Genomic DNA, 16,352 nt, shown 5'->3' with positions numbered 1-16,352 from the left:
ACCTCACATCCGGAAGACGCCGAAGCCGCCGCGCACGCCCTCGACCGGGGCGCTGTGCACGGCGGACAGACACAGGCCGAGAACGGTGCGGGTGTCGCGCGGATCGATGACCCCGTCGTCGTAGAGCCGCCCCGACAGGAACACGGGCAGCGACTCGGACTCGATCTGCCGCTCCACCACCGCGCGCAGCGCCGCGTCGCCCTCCTCGTCGTACACCTGCCCCTTCGCCTCGGCCGAGGCGCGGGCCACGATCGACAGGACGCCGGCGAGCTGCTGCGGGCCCATGACGGCGGACTTGGCGCTCGGCCAGGCGAAGAGGAAGCGCGGATCGTAGGCCCGGCCGCACATGCCGTAGTGACCGGCGCCGTACGACGCGCCCATCAGGACCGAGAGGTGCGGGACCTTCGAGTTCGCCACCGCGTTGATCATCATGGCGCCGTGCTTGATGATGCCGCCCTGCTCGTACTCCTTGCCGACCATGTAGCCGGTGGTGTTGTGGAGGAAGACGAGCGGGATGTCGCGCTGGTTGGCGAGCTGGATGAACTGCGCGGCCTTCTGCGACTCGGCGGAGAAGAGCACACCGCGCGCGTTGGCGAGGATCCCGACCGGGAAGCCGTGCAGCCGGGCCCACCCCGTCACCAGGCTGGGACCGTACAGCGGCTTGAACGCGTCGAAGTCGGAGCCGTCCACGATCCGGGCGACGACCTCGTGCGGATCGAAGGGGGTCCTCAGATCGCCGGGGACGATCCCGAGGAGTTCGTCCGCGTCGTACAGCGGCGGCTCGACCGGTGTCGTGAGCGCCGGACCGGGTTGTGCCTTGCGCCAGTTGAGGCGGGCGACGATGCGCCGGGCCTGCCGGAGCGCGTCGGGTTCGTCCCGCGCGAAGTGGTCCGCGAGCCCCGAGGTACGGGCGTGCATCGCGGCGCCGCCCAGGGACTCGTCGTCGCTCTCCTCCCCCGTGGCCATCTTCACCAGCGGCGGCCCGCCGAGGAAGACCTTCGACCGTCCCTCGATCATCACGGTGTGGTCGGACATCCCGGGGACGTAGGCGCCGCCCGCCGTGGAGTTGCCGAACACCACGGCGACCGTGGGGATTCCGGCGGCGGAGAGCCGGGTGAGATCGCGGAAGAGCGCCCCGCCGGGGATGAAGATCTCCTTCTGGGAGGGGAGATCGGCGCCGCCCGACTCGACCAGGCTGATGAGCGGCAGGCGGTTGGCGTACGCGATCGCGTTGGCCCGCAGGGCTTTGCGCAGGGTCCAGGGGTTGGACGAACCCCCGCGTACGGTCGGGTCGTTGGCGGTGATCACGCACTCGACGCCCTCGACCACCCCGACACCGGTGACCATGGAGGCGCCGACGGGGTACTCGCTGCCCCAGGCGGCGAGCGGGGAGAGTTCCAGGAACGGGGTGTCGGGGTCGAGCAGCAGCTCGATCCGCTCCCGGGCGAGGAGCTTGCCGCGCGCGCGGTGGCGGGCGGTGTACTTCTCGCCGCCGCCCGTGAGCGCCTTCGCGTGCTCGGCGTCGAGCCGGGTGAGCTTGGCGAGCATGGCCTCGCGGTGGGCGGCGTACTCGGCGGAGGCGGTGTCGAGGGCGGAGGGGAGCACGGTCACTGCGGGACCTCCGGGGATCCGGCGATCAGGGACACGGGGAGGTCGACATGGCGGGAGCGCAGCCACTCCCCCAGCGCCTTCGCCTGCGGGTCGAACCGGGCGCGCGCGGCGACCCCCTCGCCGAGCAGCCCCTCGACGGTGAAGTTCACGGCGCGGAGATACGGCAGAAGATGCCGCTCGACGGGTAAGGCGGCCGTCTCGGGCAGGAGTTGACGGAACCGCTCGACGGTCAGCTCATGTGCCAGCCATCGCCACGCCTCCTCGCTCTCCACCCAGACCCCGACGTTGGCGTCCCCGCCCTTGTCACCGCTGCGGGCGCCCGCGACGGCGCCGAGGGGGACACGGCGGGTGGGCAGCCCCGCGGGCAGCGGCTCGGGAAGCCCGGGAGACGGTACGGGTTCCTCGTCAACCCCGCTGCGACGTGGAGGAGTCGGCAGGGTGAGACGTGTTCCGTCCGGCAGTACGGCCACCTGTGTCACCTCGTCCGCGTCGATGTACGCCGCCTCGAAGACCCCGTACGGCGCGCCCTTGCCCGGCGGGGCCGTCACATGGAAGCCCGGGTAGCTGGCGAGCGCCAGCTCGACCGCCGCCCCGGTGACCGCCCGCCCCACCGCCTCCGGATCGCTGTCGCGTACGACGAGCCGGAGCAGCGCGCTCGCGGTCTCCTCGGTGGCGGCGTCCGGCCGGTCCGTACGGGACAGCTCCCAGCGGACCTCGGCCGGACGGCGGCGCGCGACGGGTGCGGCGGGTGCGGCGGGTGCGGCGGGCGTACCGGCCGTGGCGGGCGTACCGGCGGCGGGTGTACCGGCCGCGGCGAGCGCGCCGAGGGCGTCCTCCACCTGGGCGCGTACGAGGCGTGCCTTGGCCTCGATGTCGAGCCCGGTGAGGACGAAGACGATCTCGTTGCGCCAGCCGCCGATCCGGTTCAGCCCGACCTTGAGCGCCGGGGGCGGCGGTTCACCGCGTACGCCCGAGATCCTGACCCGGTCGGGCCCCTCCTGGTGGAGCCGTACGGTGTCGATCCTGGCGGTGCCGTCCGGGCCCGGATAGCGGGCGCCGCCGGTCTCGTAGAGCAGTTGGGCGGTGACGGTGCCGAGGTCCACGACCCCGCCCGTCCCGTCGTGCTTGGTGATCACCGCCGAGCCGTCGGCGTGGATCTCGGCGAGGGGGAAGCCGGGGCGGCGCAGGTCGTGCCGGGTGAAGAAGGAGTAGTTCCCGCCGGTCGCCTGGGTGCCGCACTCCAGCACGTGCCCGGCGACGACGGCGCCCGCGAGCGCGTCGAGATCCGGGCCGGTACCGCCCTCGTCCCAGCCGAAGTGCGCGGCGGCGGGGCCGGTGACCAGCGCCGCGTCCGTGACACGGCCGGTGACCACGACCTCCGCGCCGGCCCGCAGACAGGCGACGATCCCGGCGCCGCCGAGATAGGCGTTGGCGGTGAGGACGCCGTCGCCCCACTCCCGCCGCCGCAGCAGGTCGTCGCCCTCCACATGGGCAACCCGCGTCGGCACACCGACCCGCTCGGCCAACTCCCGCACGGCGTCGGCGAGTCCGGCCGGATTCAGCCCGCCCGCGTTGGTGACGATCCGGACGCCCCGCTCCCGGGCCAGCCCGAGCCCTTCCTCCAACTGCCGCAGAAAGGTCCTGGCGTACCCCGCGCGCGGGTCCTTCAGGCGGTCGCGGCCGAGGATGAGCATGGTCAGTTCGGCGAGATAGTCCCCGGTCAGCACATCGAGGGGGCCGCCGGTGAGCATCTCGCGCAGCGCGTCGAAGCGGTCACCGTAGAAACCGGAGGCGTTCCCGATCCGCAGGACGCCGCCGCGGGGTAAGCCGCTCCGGGGTATGCGCTCGCCGTCGCCCACCCGGCTCACACGCCCCGGCCCCGGAGGCTCCCGGGCGCGCGGCCCTTCCCCGGCGGTCCCGCGAACGCCTGGGCGATCTCCAGCCAGTGGCCGGCGTCGGGGCCCTTCGCCCGTACGGCGAGGTCCGCGCGATGGGCCCGCTGCGTCACCAGCAGACAGAAGTCCAGCGCGGGCCCGGTCACGTACTGGCTCGCCCCCTCGGGCCCGTACACCCACAACTCGCCGCGCGGACCGGTCAGTTCGACGCGGAACGGCTCCTCGGGCGGCTGCTCGCCCCGGACGAGATAGGCGTAGTCGCGGGCCCGTACGCCGATTCTGGCGACATGGCGCAGCCGCGCGGTCGGCAGCCGCGCCACGCCCAGCGCGGCCGCGATGTCCTGGCCGTGCGCCCAGGTCTCCATCAGCCGCGCGGTGGCGAGCGAAGGGGCGCTCATCGGCGGCCCGTACCAGGGGAAACGCGCACCGGGCGGGGCCTCCCCGAGCGCGGCGCCGAGGCGTTCGCGGCCGTCGCGCCACCGGGCGAGGAGTACGGGGCCGGGGTCCACGGCCCCGGCGCGCGCGGCCTCGTCCACGAAGCCGTCGGGGGCGCGCGCGGCCCGCTCCGCCTCCACGGCGAAGGCGCCGGGCTCGGTCACGGCGAGCAGCGCCACGGCGTCGGTCCAGGCCAGATGGGCGATCTGGTGGGCGACGGTCCAGCCGGGCGCCGGGGTGTCGGCGACCCAGTCCGCCTCGCGCAACTTCCGTACGATCAGGTCGAGTTCATCACTCTCGGCCTTCAGGTCACCGAACACGGCAACGGCGTCGGACACGGATGCGCTCCCCTCGGGGCACGGCGGTGTGCGTGTCCCGGAGCATGGCAGCGCCCGGAGAAACAAGCAAGCATGCTTGCTTTACTTCTCCATCGCCGCCGGCTCCACCGCGGGCAGCTTCCGGGTACGCGCCCGCTTCCCCGTCTGGGTCCGCACGGCCCCCATGCTCGCCGCGATGACCAGCGCGATCGCCAGCGCGTCCAGCGTGGAGAGCGCCTGGTCCAGAAGGAGGAACCCGGAGGCCGCCGCGATCCCCGGTTCCAGACTCATCAGCACGGCGAAGGTGGGGGCGGGCAGCCGTCGCAGCGCGAGCAGTTCGAGGGTGTACGGCAGGACGGACGACATGAACGCCACCACCAGGGCCAGCCCCAGCGTGGACGGCACCAGCAGCTTCGACCCCGACTCGGCGATCCCCAGCGGCAGGATGAGCAGCGCGCCGACCGCCATCGCCAGCGCCAGCCCGTCCGCCTGCGGGAAGCGGCGGCCGGTGCGCGCGCTGAAGACGATGTACGTCGCCCACATGGCGCCCGCGCCGAGCGCGTACGCGACACCGACCAGGTCGATCCGGTCGAAGCCGCCGCCGCTGAGCAGCACCACCCCGCCGAGCGCGAGCACCGCCCACAGGAGATTGACCAGCCGCCGGGAGACGATCACCGACAGGGCGAGCGGACCGAGGACCTCCAGGGTGACGGCGACCCCCAGCGGGATCCGTTCGAGGGCCTGGTAGAAGAGGCCGTTCATGGCGGCGAGGGTGGCGCCGAAGGCGAGGACGGTCCCCCAGTCGGCGCGCGAGTACCCGCGCAGCTTCGGCCGGCACACGGCGAGCATGACGAGCGCGGCGAGCCCGAGCCGCAGCGTGACGATGCCGACGGCGCCGGTACGGGGCATGAGCATGACGGCGACGGCCGCCCCGAACTGCACGGATATCCCGCCGGCGACGACCAGGGCGACGGGCCCGAGGGAACGCCCCCGGGAGCCGGGGTCCGCGCCGGGACCGCCCTCGCCCGCGACCCCCGCCGCAACGGCTTCCGGCACCGGCACCGCGGCGCCCACAGCGGCGGTACGCGACTCATCCACCCCGAACCCTCCCATCACATCGGTCAGTCGGACCGGCCGGTCAGCCGGTCGGTCGATCGGTCGGCCGGTCGGTGCGATCCGATCGGCCGGCGCGAGACGTCAGTCCAACACAGTGGACACTGCATCCAAGATACTGCACTACCGGAATCCGGCCGACCGCCCACCGGGCACGGGCCACCCGCCCACGCTACGACCGCCGCCCCCACCTCCGGAAATACCAAGTGGACTGGCGTTATGCTCCGGAAGCATGAGCATCGAGCTGCGTCACCTCCGCTGCTTCCTCGCCGTCGCCGAGGAGTCCAGCGTGACCAGGGCGGCGGCCCGGCTCCACCTCACCCAGCCCGTCGTCTCCCGCACCCTCGCCGCGCTGGAGAAGCAGCTCGGCGTACGGCTCGCGGAGCGCTCCACCCACCACCTCACCCTCACCGCCGAGGGCCGCGCCTTCCGCGACAAGGCGGCGTCGGCGGTCGCCGCGTTCGACGAGGCGCTCGACATCGGCCGGCTGGGCCACCGGCCGCTGCGGCTCGGCCACGCCTGGTCCGCCTTCGGCCCGTACACCACGCCCCTGCTGCGGCGCTGGGAACGGGAGCACCCGGAGACCCCGCTCGAACTGCTCAGGATCGACGACCGTACGGCGGGGCTCGCCCGGGGCGAGGTCGACGCGGCGCTGCTGCGCGGACCGGGGCCCGTGGAGACTCCGGGGCTGGTCAAGGAGGCGCTGTTCACCGAGGACCGGATGGCGGCGGTCCCCGCGGACAGCCCGCTGGCGGCCCGTGCGTCGCTGACGCTGGCGGAGCTGGCCGCCGAGACGGTGCTCGTGAACACGGTCTCGGGCACCACGACCCCCGCCCTGTGGCCGGCCGGGGCGGGCCCGCTCACCACGCTCACCGTCGGCAACACCGACGACTGGCTGACGGCGATCGCGGCGGGCCGGGGCGTCGGCGTCACGGGCACCTCGACACCGGCCGTCCACCCGCACCCCGGGGTCGCCTACCGCCCCCTGCCGGAGGCACCGCCGCTCCAGCTCTTCCTGGCCTGGCGGGAGGCGGCGCCGCATCCTGCGGTACGTCACCTGGTGGCGCTCGCCCGCGAGCTGGCGGGGACCACGCCGCACCAGGACGGTTGAACCGAAACCGCCGCAGGTCCGTACAGTCTGGCGGCGGTCCCGCCCGACGGGCCGGATCCGCCGTGTCACCCCAGGGTTTCGCACGGAAGGACCTTCAGGTTGTCGCTCTGGACGCGCGCTCGCCGGCTGCTGAACACGGACGGAGCGACCACCCCGGCAGAGAACACCCCGCCCGGGAACACCCCTGCCGGGGCCACCACGACAGAGACTCCGGCGGCGGAGGAGACCCCGGTGGCGGAGGAGCCGCCCGCGCCCGTCTCCGTGCGGGACCGGCACCCCGCCCTGGCGCGCGCCGCGTCCTGGACGCTCACCGGGCTCTCGGCGCTGCTGGTCTTCCTCGCCCTCCTCCTCCCGAACGAGACCGGCCTCCTCACCCCCGGCGCCTTCGCGCACCTACCGGTCGAGGCGATCATCGGCGCCGGTGCGGTGCTGGTCCTGCCGCCCAGGGCGGGCCGGGTGGCGGCGGCGGTCGCGGGCGCGGTCCTCGGTCTGGTGACCCTCCTCAACTTCCTGGACATGGGCTTCCACACCGTGCTGGACCGGCCGTTCGACCTGGTGCTGGACTGGATCCTGTTCGACGACGCCGAGTCGTTCCTCAGGGACACGCTCGGCCGGGCCGGGGCGGTCGCCGCCGTGATCGGGGTGGTGGTCCTCGCCCTCGCCCTGGTCGTCCTGACGACGCTGGCGGTCGTACGGCTGGCCGGTCTCCTGGTCCGCCACAGCGGCGCGACGACCCGTACCACCCTGCTGTTCGGAACCGTGTGGGTCACCTGCACGGCGCTCGGCGTCCAGATAGCCGGGGCGCCGGTGGCGTCCAGGACGGCGACCGATCTCGTACAGAACCACGCGGACCTGGTGACCGCCGGTCTCAAGGACGGGAAGCAGTTCGCCAAGGAAGCCGCCGTCGACCACTTCCGCGACACCCCGTCCGACCGCCTGCTGACGGACCTGCGCGGCAAGGACGTCATCTTCACGTTCATCGAGAGCTACGGCCGCAGCGCGATCGAGGACCCGGCGATGGCGCCGCAGGTCGGCGAGGTGCTGGCGGACGGGACGGCCCGGCTCAAGGCGGCCGGGTTCGCCTCCGAGAGCGGCTTCCTCACCTCGCCGGTGGCGGGCGCGGGAAGCTGGCTGGCGCACTCCACCTTCATGTCCGGCATGTGGATCAAGAACCAGCAGCGGTACCGCAGCGTCACGTCGAGCGACCGCCTCACCCTCACCGGCGCCTTCGGCCGTACCGGCGACTGGCGGACCGTCGGCATCATGCCCGGTGTCACCCGCTCCTGGCCGGAGGGGAAGTTCTTCGGCCTCGACCACATCTACGACTCGCGGGACATCGGCTACCGGGGCCCGAAGTTCAGTTGGTCGCCCGTGCCCGACCAGTACAGCCTGGACGCGTACGAGCGGCTGGAGCACGGCAGGGAGAACCGCGAACCGCTGATGACGGAGATCGTCCTCGCCTCCAGCCACAACCCCTGGTCGCCCATCCCCGAGATGATCGGCTGGGACGAGATCGGCGACGGCTCGGTCTACCACGGCATCAAGAAGGCGGGCACGGACCCGAAGGAGACCCTGGCGGACCCGGAGAAGCTGCGGCGCGAGTACCGCAGGGCCATCGAGTACTCGCTGAGCAGTCTCATCTCGTACGTGGAGAAGTACGGCACCGACGACACCGTCCTGGTCTTCCTCGGCGACCACCAGCCCAACGCGACCGTCACGGGCCCCGGCGCGGGCCGCGACGTACCGATCTCGATCGTCGCCCGCGACCCGGCGGTGCTGGAGCGGATCTCCGACTGGGGCTGGCAGGACGGCCTGAAGCCGGGTCCTGACGCGCCGGTCTGGCGCATGGACACCTTCCGGGACCGCTTCCTGACGGCGTACGGCTCGCAGCCGGACGACGAGCGGTCGTCGCCGGGCAAGGTGGCGGCGGGCGGCCGGAAGGAGGAGTGACGCGCCGCCCGCTCACTCCAGGGCGATCCGGGCGGCCACCGGCAGATGGTCGCTGCCGGTCGCGGGCAGCGTACGGATCTCGGTGACGGTGCCCGCGCGGGCCATGACCTGGTCGATCCTCGCCAGGGGCAGGGAGGTGGGGAAGCTGAAGGCCATGCCCCGTTCCGCGACGTTCAGCCGCGAGGTCACCGGGGCCAGCCCCCGGTCCTCGACCGTGCCGTTCAGATCGCCCAGCAGGATCAGCGCCTCCACCTTCTCCGCGCCGATCGCCTGCCCCAGCAGGCCGGCGCTCTCGTCGCGCCAGGCGGAGGCGAGACCGCTCGCCCGGACGCGGATCGAGGGCAGGTGCGCGACGTACGCGGCGACCTCGCCGTGCGGTGTGCGGACCACGGCGCGCAGCCCGCGCCGCCACCCCTCACCGATCCCCTGCGGGCTGATGTCCAGCAGCGCCGCCTCGGTGAGCGGATACTTCGACCAGAGCCCGACGCTGCCCTGCACCGCGTGGTGCGGGTACCGGGGCGCGAGTGTCCTCCCGTAGACCTCCAGCGCCGGGGGCATCAGCTCCTCCAGCGCGATGAGATCGGGCTCCGCCCGGGCCAGCGCGCGGGCCGTCCCGGCGGGGTCGGCGTTCTCGTCGCTGACGTTGTGCTGCACCACCACCAGTTCGCGCGGGCCGGGCTCCGCCCCGGGGAGCAGCAGCCCGCCGAAGAGATACGTCCAGGCCGCCACCGGCAGGAGCAGCGCCACCAGCGCCACGGCCGACCGGCGCAGCAGCGCCAGTGCGAACAGCACCACGACCACCAGGCCGAGCCAGGGCAGGAACGCCTCCAGCAGACTCCCCAGCCGCCCCACCGAGTTGGGCACCGCCCGGTGCCCCGCCAACAAGCCACCGGTCACCACCGCCAGCCCGGCGACCACCCGCCCCCGCACCCAGGCACCGCTGCCCGCCCGTATCCGCTCCACCATGGTTCCCGTCCGCTCGTCCTCGTCATCCAGGACGAGCGGCGGAACCGATCAGTTTCAGGCGTCGGGATTCCCGCCCTCGGCGGTCTTCCTGATCCGGTCCATCTGAAGCCCGGCGAGGTCGCCGTAGGGCTGCTCCTCCCGGAGGTCCTGGCTCTGGACGAGCACGAGGAGCGCTCCCGTGCGCATCGTGATGCTGGTCCTCCGACCGGTGAACGCGTCGGTCTCGTCCGCCTCCACCGAGAGCCGCAGCGGCTTCGTCCCGACACCGTTGGCAGCGGCCAGCCGCCGCTCCTCGGCCATCAGGCTCTTCATGGCCGCCTTCGCGTCGTCCGTGGAGCGGAAGGAGAGCATCAGGAACCTGACTCCCGGCGTTCTGGACTCGTACTCCGGGGCCTTGTCCGGGCGGAGGTGTGAAAGGCCCCTGGCCACGAACCCACCGCAGGCCGAATGCGTGTCCTGCTCGCAGTCGGTCAGGCCGTTGTCGAGATCGATCCGGGGACCGCTCCCCGTCCAGCCTTCGGGTGCGCCCGCCTCGCTCATCAGCGCCGTACGAATCATGTCGGGTCCGAAGACGACCGGCCCCTTCGGCCCGCCGTCGGCGGAACCGGCGGCGGAGCCGCCTCCGCACGCGGTGAGTACCGCGAGCACGGCCGTTCCGACGAGCATCGCCCGTAGCGCCTTGAGCACGTCAACCTCGTTTCTGTGGGAGCGATGGGCCGGGACCTGGATTCCGCCCGGCGGTCCTTTTGCCCCCGAGGGGGGCGGGGTGCCGTCCCCTGTGCGGCACCCCGCCGGATCGGAGGGCCTCAGCCGTTGGGGAGGGTCCGGACGCAGGGCTCGCCGTCCTCCTCCGACCGGTGGACCTCTGTGTTTGGCATGGCAGGAATCCTTGTGCACCATCCGCGCACTGTCAACAAATGGCTACAGCGCAGGGCGCGCGGCAGGGCACAGATGGGTGCGTACGGTTCCGTACCGCGTCAAACCCCGGAGTCGCCGCCGGGGCCCTCCGGCTCCGCCCTGTCCGCCCTGTCGAGGATGCGCTTGCGCGCCACGAGCGCGTCGACGACCGCCACCAGACCCTCCAGTGACGGGGTGTCGTCATCGGTACGGCGCAGCGAGACCTGCTCGCCGCCGAGCACGCGCAGCCCTTCGAGCACCGCGCCCGCGTGCAGCCCCTCCTTGACCCTGACCAGGTGCTCGGTGAGCGCGTCGCCCTCCGGCCGGGACAGGAAGCCGTGCGCCACGCCGTACCGCGTCTCCAGCGGGGAGCTGTACTCCGGGCGCGCGCTGCGCTTGCCGTTGACCAGATGCCCGATGAGCGAGTGGGAGAGGTCGACCTCGTCACCGATCTCGCGGTAGCTCTCGCCGTCCGGGGAGTCGGGGTTGCTCCGCCGGAGCATGTCCAGCCGCCGGCTCACCAGCCCGCGGTAGAAGGCCTCGCGCGCCTTGTTCTCACGGGGAGGCGGCTCGGGCTCGGCGCCGTCGAGGAGTTCCTGTACGCGCGCGGGACCGATGCCCGTCCTCCTGGCGATGTCCGGGACGTCCAGGACGGAACCGCGGCCGTCGTACCCCAGTCGCCGGGCGGCCGCGTCGACATCGCGGAGGAGTTGGGCGATCTCGGCTGCGGTTACCTCGCGAGGGACGTTCACCTGTTGGTCTCCAGGACATGACGAGAGGAGGGAGGCGCCAAGCCCCCACCAGCGCCGTAATCGTTCGTTTACAACGGTAACCGCTGGCGCCCGGTCCCGACGGATCACCCTCCGTGCGGCCGTGCCGCCCGCGATCTCACCCGGCGTCGCTCACGGCCGCCTTGATACTGTCACCCCGCAGTTCGGTCGGTACAGCCCGGCACGGCGGGCGAAACGGGAGCGTGAGAGCGTGCGACCCATGCACAGCCACGTACGGACGCCCTGCGCGCCGCCGCGCCGCGCGGGTGTCCCGGGACCGGCCGGACCATGACCACCACCGGCCCATCCGCCCCGCGCACCGCCGACCGCGCCGTTCTCGCCCGTCTCGCCGAGGCCACCGGCCGCGTCGGCACGGCCCTGCGGGACCACCGTGTCCACATCCGTGAGGTGCGCGCGGCTCGTCGCTTCTTCCACGACGAACTCCGCCTCTCCGCGGGCGCGGGCGTGCCCGAGGTGCTGGCGGCGATATCCGCCCTGCGCGGGCGCGCCGTCGAAAGTCTCCTGCTGCCCGGTCTGCCGCCCCACGTGAGCGGTATCGCCGTACCGGGTGAGAACGTCGACTACATCGGGCTCAGCGACCGCCTCAGCCGCCGTCACCACGCCCATGTCCTGCTGCACGAGGTCCGCCATCTGCGCCCCTCTTCCGGCGGTGACGCCGACGCCGTGGCCGTGCACCGGCACGTCGACGCCGTCGGTCTCCAGGAACTGCGTGCCCGGATGTCCGCCCTGCCCGACCGGGTCAGGGAGGAGATCCTCAGCCGGCCCGTGAAGCTGCGCGCCGGGTACGACGACCCGGAGGAGCGCGCCTGCGAATGGTTCGCGCGGGTCGCGCTGCCCCTGCTCGACCTGAACCGGGACGGGCGCAGCGCCGGCTCCCTGACCACCGCGTTCAGCAATCGCCGCTCGCTATGACGACGCTGCCCCTCACCGTGACGAACCTGGTCATCGCCGGGGTCACGCTCGGCCTCGGCACGGTCAAGGGGCTGGCCGCCCGCCGCGAACGCGAGTGGACGCTGAAGCTCACGGCCTCGGTGCTCCTCTGCGCCGGGCTGATCTTCCTGCTCGCGACCCCGGTCGTGTACCGGACCGTCGGGGCCGCGGTGCACTCCCCCAACATCAGCGCGCTTCTGGTCCCCGTCCTCACCCTGGTGTGTGTCGCCCACGCCCACGCGCTGACCCAGCTCTGGCAGCCCCACCGGAGCAGCGCTTCCGCGCTGCGCGCCGGGGCTCTGCGGTGGGGCCCGGTCTACGGCGGCGCCATCACCGCCATGGCCGTGCTCTACGGCCGCGCGGAGCTGGGCCCCGCGACGCCGCTCCGGTTCGCCGCCGCCTACGCGCGGGTGCCCGATGTCGTCGCGCTCCACCTCGTCTACTGGGCCGCGCTGATCACCACCGTCGTGGTCACCGTCCGGGAGTGCCGGTCCCTGTCGATCCCCGGGCGCCCGGCCCTCGCCGGCGAACTCAGGTCGGTGCTGGGCTGGTTCGCCGTGGCTCTCGGGTTCAACCTGGTGAACGTGGCCCTCGGCGCCACGGCGCTGATCGGCTCGGCCACCGGACCGCACCGCCTCGACGCCGTCGCCCAGAGCGCCTGGCTCGCCACCATCGCGAGCTGCGTCGCCGCGAACGTGGCCCTGGCGTCCATGGTGCTGCGCTCGCGCCGGGCCGAACGTCAGGACCAGCGCACGCTGAAGCCCCTGCTCGGCCTGGTGTCCGAGGACGCCGGAACGTCCGGCCCCCGGCCCCCGGCGCCCACGGCCGCCCTGCGCGGGCACGCTCTCTGGCCGGGCCTGAACACGGCGCTCGACCTCGTCGCCGTCATGGCCGAGATCCATGACGGGGCCGGACGGCTCAGCCCCTGGTGGAGCCCGGTGCCCGCCCTCGTCGTCGACCGCCTCGCCGCCGACCGCCCCACCACCGACGGACAGGACCGGGAGGGCGCGGAATCCGGCGGCGACCGGGACATCACGGCCGCCCGTGCGGCGGCCACCCTGCTGTACGCCGCGCGGGCCCGTGCCGCCGGACTGCCCGCGCTGCCCACCGGCCACCGTCTCGCGCGGCTGCCCGGGAGCGATACGGAGCCCCACGCCGAGCGGCGGCATCTCGTGGCCGTGGCGCGGCACCTGTGCGACCCGCTCGTCGTCGAGGCCGCCGCGCTCGCGGCTGAGGCACGGACCGGTGCCGCACGCGGCCCGCGCCGAGGTCAGTCCTCCAGTCCCTGAGCCAGGACCTCCGCCAGATGGCGGGCCCGGGTGCCGTCCAGTTGCTCCAGTTGTGTACGGCAGGAGAAGCCGTCCGCCAGGATCTCCGTACCGTCCTGCGCCGCCCGTACGGCGGGCAGCAGTTGGTCCTCGGCGCAGGCCACCGAGACGTCGTGGTGGCCGCGTTCGAAGCCGAAGTTGCCCGCCAGGCCGCAGCATCCGCCGCTCAGCTCACCGGTCAGGCCCGCCCGTTCGCGGAGCCGGCGTTCGGCCGCGTCGCCCAGGACCGCGTGCTGGTGGCAGTGGGTCTGGCCGGCGACCGGGCGGTCCACACGCGGCGGGCGCCACCCCGGGGCGTACTCCTCCAGCGCCTGGGCGAAGGTGCGGACGGACGCGGCGAGGCGGGGCGCGCGGGGGTCGTCGGCGAGGAGTTCCGGGAGGTCCGTGGTGAGCGCGGCGGCGCAGCTCGGTTCGAGGACGACCACCGGGAGGCCCGCGTCGAGCAGCGGTTCCATCGCGTCGAGGGTGCGGCGCATGACCGTACGGGCCCGGTCGAGCTGGCCCGTGGAGACATAGGTGAGCCCGCAGCAGACCCGGCCGCCCCCGGCGCCCCGCCGCTCCCCCGGGGTCACCGGGTCGAGGCCCGCCGCCTCCATGACGCGGACCGCAGCCTGCCCGACCGACGGCGACAGGTACTCGGTGAAGGTGTCGGGCCAGAGCACCACCCGCGGCCCGGCCGGCTCCGCGCCCCGGGCCGCGGCCCGCCGCCTGCGGCGCAGCCACCGGCCGAACGTCTCCGGTGCCAGCGCCGGGATCGCGCGCTCGGGGGCGATCCCGCCGAGCCGCTTCGCGAGCGCCGCCAGGGGCCGTACCCGCGCCGCCGCGTTCAGTACGCGCGCGAAGGGCGCCGCCATACGGAGCCAGCGCGGCAGCCACCCCATGGCGTAGTGGGCCGCCGGGCGCCGCCGGCCCGCGTAGTGGTGGTGCAGGAACTCCGCCTTGTACGTGGCCATGTCGACGCCCACCGGGCAGTCGCTGCGGCAGCCCTTGCAGGACAGGCAGAGATCGAGGGCGTCGCGCACCTCCGTGGAGCGCCAGCCGTCCTTGACCACCTCGCCCGCGAGCATCTCGTGGAGCAGCCGGGCGCGGCCCCGGGTCGAGTGCTGTTCCTCGCCCGTCGCACGGAACGAGGGACACATCACTCCTGTCCCCGAACTCGGTCCGGCGACACGGCACTTGGCCACGCCCACACAGCGCCGTACGGCCGCCGAGAAGTCTCCGCCGGCCGGTCCGTCGTGCGGGTAGCCGAACGCGACGTCGACGGGCTCGCGCGGCAGCACCGAGAAGCGCAGGTTCTCGTCGAGGCGGGCGGGACGGGCCAGCACCCCCGGGTTCAGACCGCCCTTCGGGTCCCAGACGTCCTTGAACTCACCGAAGAGGCCGACCAGTTCGTCCCCGTACATCTTCGGCAGCAGCTCGGCGCGGGCCAGCCCGTCGCCGTGTTCGCCCGAGAGCGATCCGCCGTGCGCGACGACGAGTTCGGCGGTCTCCTCGGAGAAGCGGCGGAAGCGGCGTACGCCGTCCTCGCTCAACAGGTCGAAGTCGATGCGGACATGGATGCAGCCGTCGCCGAAGTGCCCGTACGGCGTGCCGCGCAGCCCGTGTTCGGTCAGCAGCGACCTGAACTCCCTCAGATAGGTGCCGAGTCGGGCGGGCGGGACGGCGCAGTCCTCCCAGCCGGGCCATGCCTCGCTGCCGTCCGGCATGCGCGTCGCCGTGCCGGCCGCGTCCTCCCGTACGCGCCACAGCGCCCGCTGCCCCGCCGGGTCGGTCACGACCGTCCCGTCGAGCGCGTCGGCCGCGCGCACGATCTCCTCGGCGCGGGCGCGCGCCTCGGCGGAGGTCGCGCCGCCGGTCTCCACGAAGAGCCAGGCCCCGCCGCGCGGCAGCGCGTGGGCGCCGCGCACCAGGTCCTCGGCCATGCCCTCGACGGTGAGCGGACCGTACGGGAGCAGCCCGGCGGCGGCCTCGGCGGCGGCGCTCTCGTCGGCGTATCCGAGGACGGCGAGCGCGCGGGCGGCGGGCGACCCGACGAGCCGCACCGTCGCCTCGGTGACGACGCCGAGGGTGCCCTCGCTGCCGCAGAACGCGCGGGCGAGGTCGGCACCGTTCTCCGGGAGGAGCGCGTCGAGCGCGTAGCCGGAGATCCGGCGGGGCATCGCGGGCGGGAACCCGGTGCGCAGGAGCGCCAGGTTCCGGTCCACCAGCGCGCGCAGCCCGGCGGGCGCGGCCCTCGGCCCGGCGCCCCCGCCGGCGCCCCCGTCGGCGCCCCAGCCCCGGCCCAGGCGCAGCGCCTCGCCGCCGTAGGTGAGGACGGACAGTTCATGGACGTTGTCGGCGGTGGTGCCCCAGGCCACCGAGTGCGAGCCGCACGAGTTGTTGCCGATCATCCCGCCGAGGGTGCACCGGCTGTGCGTGGACGGGTCGGGGCCGAAGGTCAGACCGTACGGGCGGGCGGCGGCGCGCAGGTCGTCCAGGACGACGCCGGGCTGGACGACCGCCGTACGGGTCCGCTCGTCCACCGACAGGACGGAGCGCAGATGGCGGGTGAGGTCGAGGACCACCCCGACCCCCGTCGCCTGCCCGGCGATCGAGGTGCCCGCGCCGCGCGGCACCACCGGCACGCCGTGCTCCGCGCACACCGCGAGGGCCGCCGCCACGTCCGCCGGGTCGCGCGGCGCGACCACTCCCACCGGAACCCTGCGGTAGTTGGACGCGTCCATGGTCATGAGGGCCCGTGTGGCCGCCCCGAAGTCCACCTCGCCCCGCATGGCTGATTTCAGCTCCTGCGCCAGGGCGGTGGACGTATAGAGCGCCGCTGCTGTCGATTCCCGCTGCTCAACCTGATCGGCCATACCTCCAGGATGCCCCCGGAGGGCGCGCGGATCGCTGGTTTCGATCTCCACCACGCCTGCCCCGGAGAAGAAAGCGGCCGGGAACCTCCCAATCTGATCGTCAATTCTCATATAGTGGCCACCGTTTGAGCACGTTACGTAGTCTCCGGGCGG

12 protein-coding genes are annotated in these 16,352 nt (G+C 73.6%); 4 read left to right on the top strand and 8 right to left on the bottom strand.

The features are described from left to right. Positions 1-3: 3 nt before the first annotated feature. The 4 genes from ACFXPK_RS08880 to ACFXPK_RS08865 form a co-directional block, all read right to left on the bottom strand. Entirely contained in the window at positions 4-1,611 is a 1,608-nt protein-coding gene (locus ACFXPK_RS08880; protein WP_384998206.1) for an acyl-CoA carboxylase subunit beta, read from the bottom strand. Further along, positions 1,608-3,479, bottom strand: a complete 1,872-nt coding sequence (locus ACFXPK_RS08875) for an acyclic terpene utilization AtuA family protein (protein ID WP_385073193.1) — start codon at positions 3,477-3,479, stop codon at positions 1,608-1,610. Before ACFXPK_RS08875 ends, ACFXPK_RS08880 begins: the two co-directional genes overlap by 4 nt. Next, positions 3,476-4,279 (bottom strand): TIGR03084 family metal-binding protein, encoded by an 804-nt coding sequence (locus tag ACFXPK_RS08870; RefSeq protein ID WP_385073190.1) that lies wholly within the window; start codon positions 4,277-4,279, stop codon positions 3,476-3,478. The genes ACFXPK_RS08875 and ACFXPK_RS08870 overlap by 4 nt, the downstream gene beginning before the upstream one ends. 81 nt (positions 4,280-4,360) lie before the next feature. Next, positions 4,361-5,356 carry a DMT family transporter gene (locus ACFXPK_RS08865; protein ID WP_385073187.1) on the bottom strand — a complete coding sequence of 332 codons (996 nt, stop codon included), beginning with the start codon at positions 5,354-5,356 and terminating at the stop codon, positions 4,361-4,363. Between the two features lie 247 nt (positions 5,357-5,603). Here ACFXPK_RS08865 and ACFXPK_RS08860 point away from each other — a divergent pair, with 247 nt between their 5' ends. Both ACFXPK_RS08860 and ACFXPK_RS08855 read left to right on the top strand, forming a co-directional pair. Continuing rightward, the gene (locus ACFXPK_RS08860) at positions 5,604-6,482 is read left to right on the top strand and encodes a LysR family transcriptional regulator (RefSeq protein ID WP_385073184.1); all 879 of its coding nucleotides are present in this window, start codon (positions 5,604-5,606) and stop codon (positions 6,480-6,482) included. Positions 6,483-6,581: 99 nt separating this feature from the next. Then, positions 6,582-8,432 carry a sulfatase gene (locus tag ACFXPK_RS08855; protein WP_385073181.1) on the top strand — a complete coding sequence of 617 codons (1,851 nt, stop codon included), beginning with the start codon at positions 6,582-6,584 and terminating at the stop codon, positions 8,430-8,432. 12 nt (positions 8,433-8,444) lie between these two features. On the opposite strand, the gene ACFXPK_RS08850 is transcribed toward ACFXPK_RS08855, so the two are convergent. The 3 genes from ACFXPK_RS08850 to ACFXPK_RS08840 all read right to left on the bottom strand — a co-directional run bounded on the left by ACFXPK_RS08850 (position 8,445) and on the right by ACFXPK_RS08840 (position 11,047). Next, a complete protein-coding gene (locus ACFXPK_RS08850; RefSeq protein WP_385073178.1) occupies positions 8,445-9,398 on the bottom strand; it encodes an endonuclease/exonuclease/phosphatase family protein in 954 nt (317 codons plus the stop codon). A gap of 54 nt (positions 9,399-9,452) precedes the next feature. Beyond that, complete coding sequence (locus tag ACFXPK_RS08845) at positions 9,453-10,064, bottom strand: hypothetical protein (protein ID WP_384998185.1); 612 nt, start codon at positions 10,062-10,064, stop codon at positions 9,453-9,455. Positions 10,065-10,375: 311 nt separating this feature from the next. Then, the gene (locus tag ACFXPK_RS08840) at positions 10,376-11,047 is read right to left on the bottom strand and encodes a hypothetical protein (RefSeq protein WP_385073175.1); all 672 of its coding nucleotides are present in this window, start codon (positions 11,045-11,047) and stop codon (positions 10,376-10,378) included. Between the two features lie 306 nt (positions 11,048-11,353). Here ACFXPK_RS08840 and ACFXPK_RS08835 point away from each other — a divergent pair, with 306 nt between their 5' ends. Both ACFXPK_RS08835 and ACFXPK_RS08830 read left to right on the top strand, forming a co-directional pair. After that, a complete protein-coding gene (locus tag ACFXPK_RS08835; protein WP_385073172.1) occupies positions 11,354-11,998 on the top strand; it encodes a hypothetical protein in 645 nt (214 codons plus the stop codon). Beyond that, a complete protein-coding gene (locus tag ACFXPK_RS08830) occupies positions 11,995-13,305 on the top strand; it encodes a hypothetical protein (protein ID WP_385073169.1) in 1,311 nt (436 codons plus the stop codon). The genes ACFXPK_RS08835 and ACFXPK_RS08830 overlap by 4 nt, the downstream gene beginning before the upstream one ends. Here ACFXPK_RS08830 and ACFXPK_RS08825 read toward each other — a convergent pair. Continuing rightward, positions 13,287-16,199 (bottom strand): FAD-binding and (Fe-S)-binding domain-containing protein, encoded by a 2,913-nt coding sequence (locus tag ACFXPK_RS08825; protein ID WP_385073166.1) that lies wholly within the window; start codon positions 16,197-16,199, stop codon positions 13,287-13,289. The two genes, ACFXPK_RS08830 and ACFXPK_RS08825, sit on opposite strands and share 19 nt — an antisense overlap. Positions 16,200-16,352: the final 153 nt, after the last annotated feature.

This window comes from Streptomyces sp. NPDC059142 (assembly GCF_042755665.1).
Classification (GTDB): domain Bacteria; phylum Actinomycetota; class Actinomycetes; order Streptomycetales; family Streptomycetaceae; genus Streptomyces.
This window is presented reverse-complemented; position numbering and strand designations above follow the sequence as displayed.

What these genes read in the sequence shown, in the direction of transcription:
- ACFXPK_RS08830 (WP_385073169.1), top strand. Translation starts at nt 11,995, where the DNA reads ATGACGACGCTGCCCCTCACCGTGACGAACCTGGTCATCGCCGGGGTC.
- ACFXPK_RS08860 (WP_385073184.1), top strand. Translation starts at nt 5,604, where the DNA reads ATGAGCATCGAGCTGCGTCACCTCCGCTGCTTCCTCGCCGTCGCCGAG.
- ACFXPK_RS08825 (WP_385073166.1), bottom strand. Translation starts at nt 16,199, where the DNA reads ATGGCCGATCAGGTTGAGCAGCGGGAATCGACAGCAGCGGCGCTCTAT.
- ACFXPK_RS08845 (WP_384998185.1), bottom strand. Translation starts at nt 10,064, where the DNA reads ATGCTCGTCGGAACGGCCGTGCTCGCGGTACTCACCGCGTGCGGAGGC.
- ACFXPK_RS08850 (WP_385073178.1), bottom strand. Translation starts at nt 9,398, where the DNA reads ATGGTGGAGCGGATACGGGCGGGCAGCGGTGCCTGGGTGCGGGGGCGG.
- ACFXPK_RS08835 (WP_385073172.1), top strand. Translation starts at nt 11,354, where the DNA reads ATGACCACCACCGGCCCATCCGCCCCGCGCACCGCCGACCGCGCCGTT.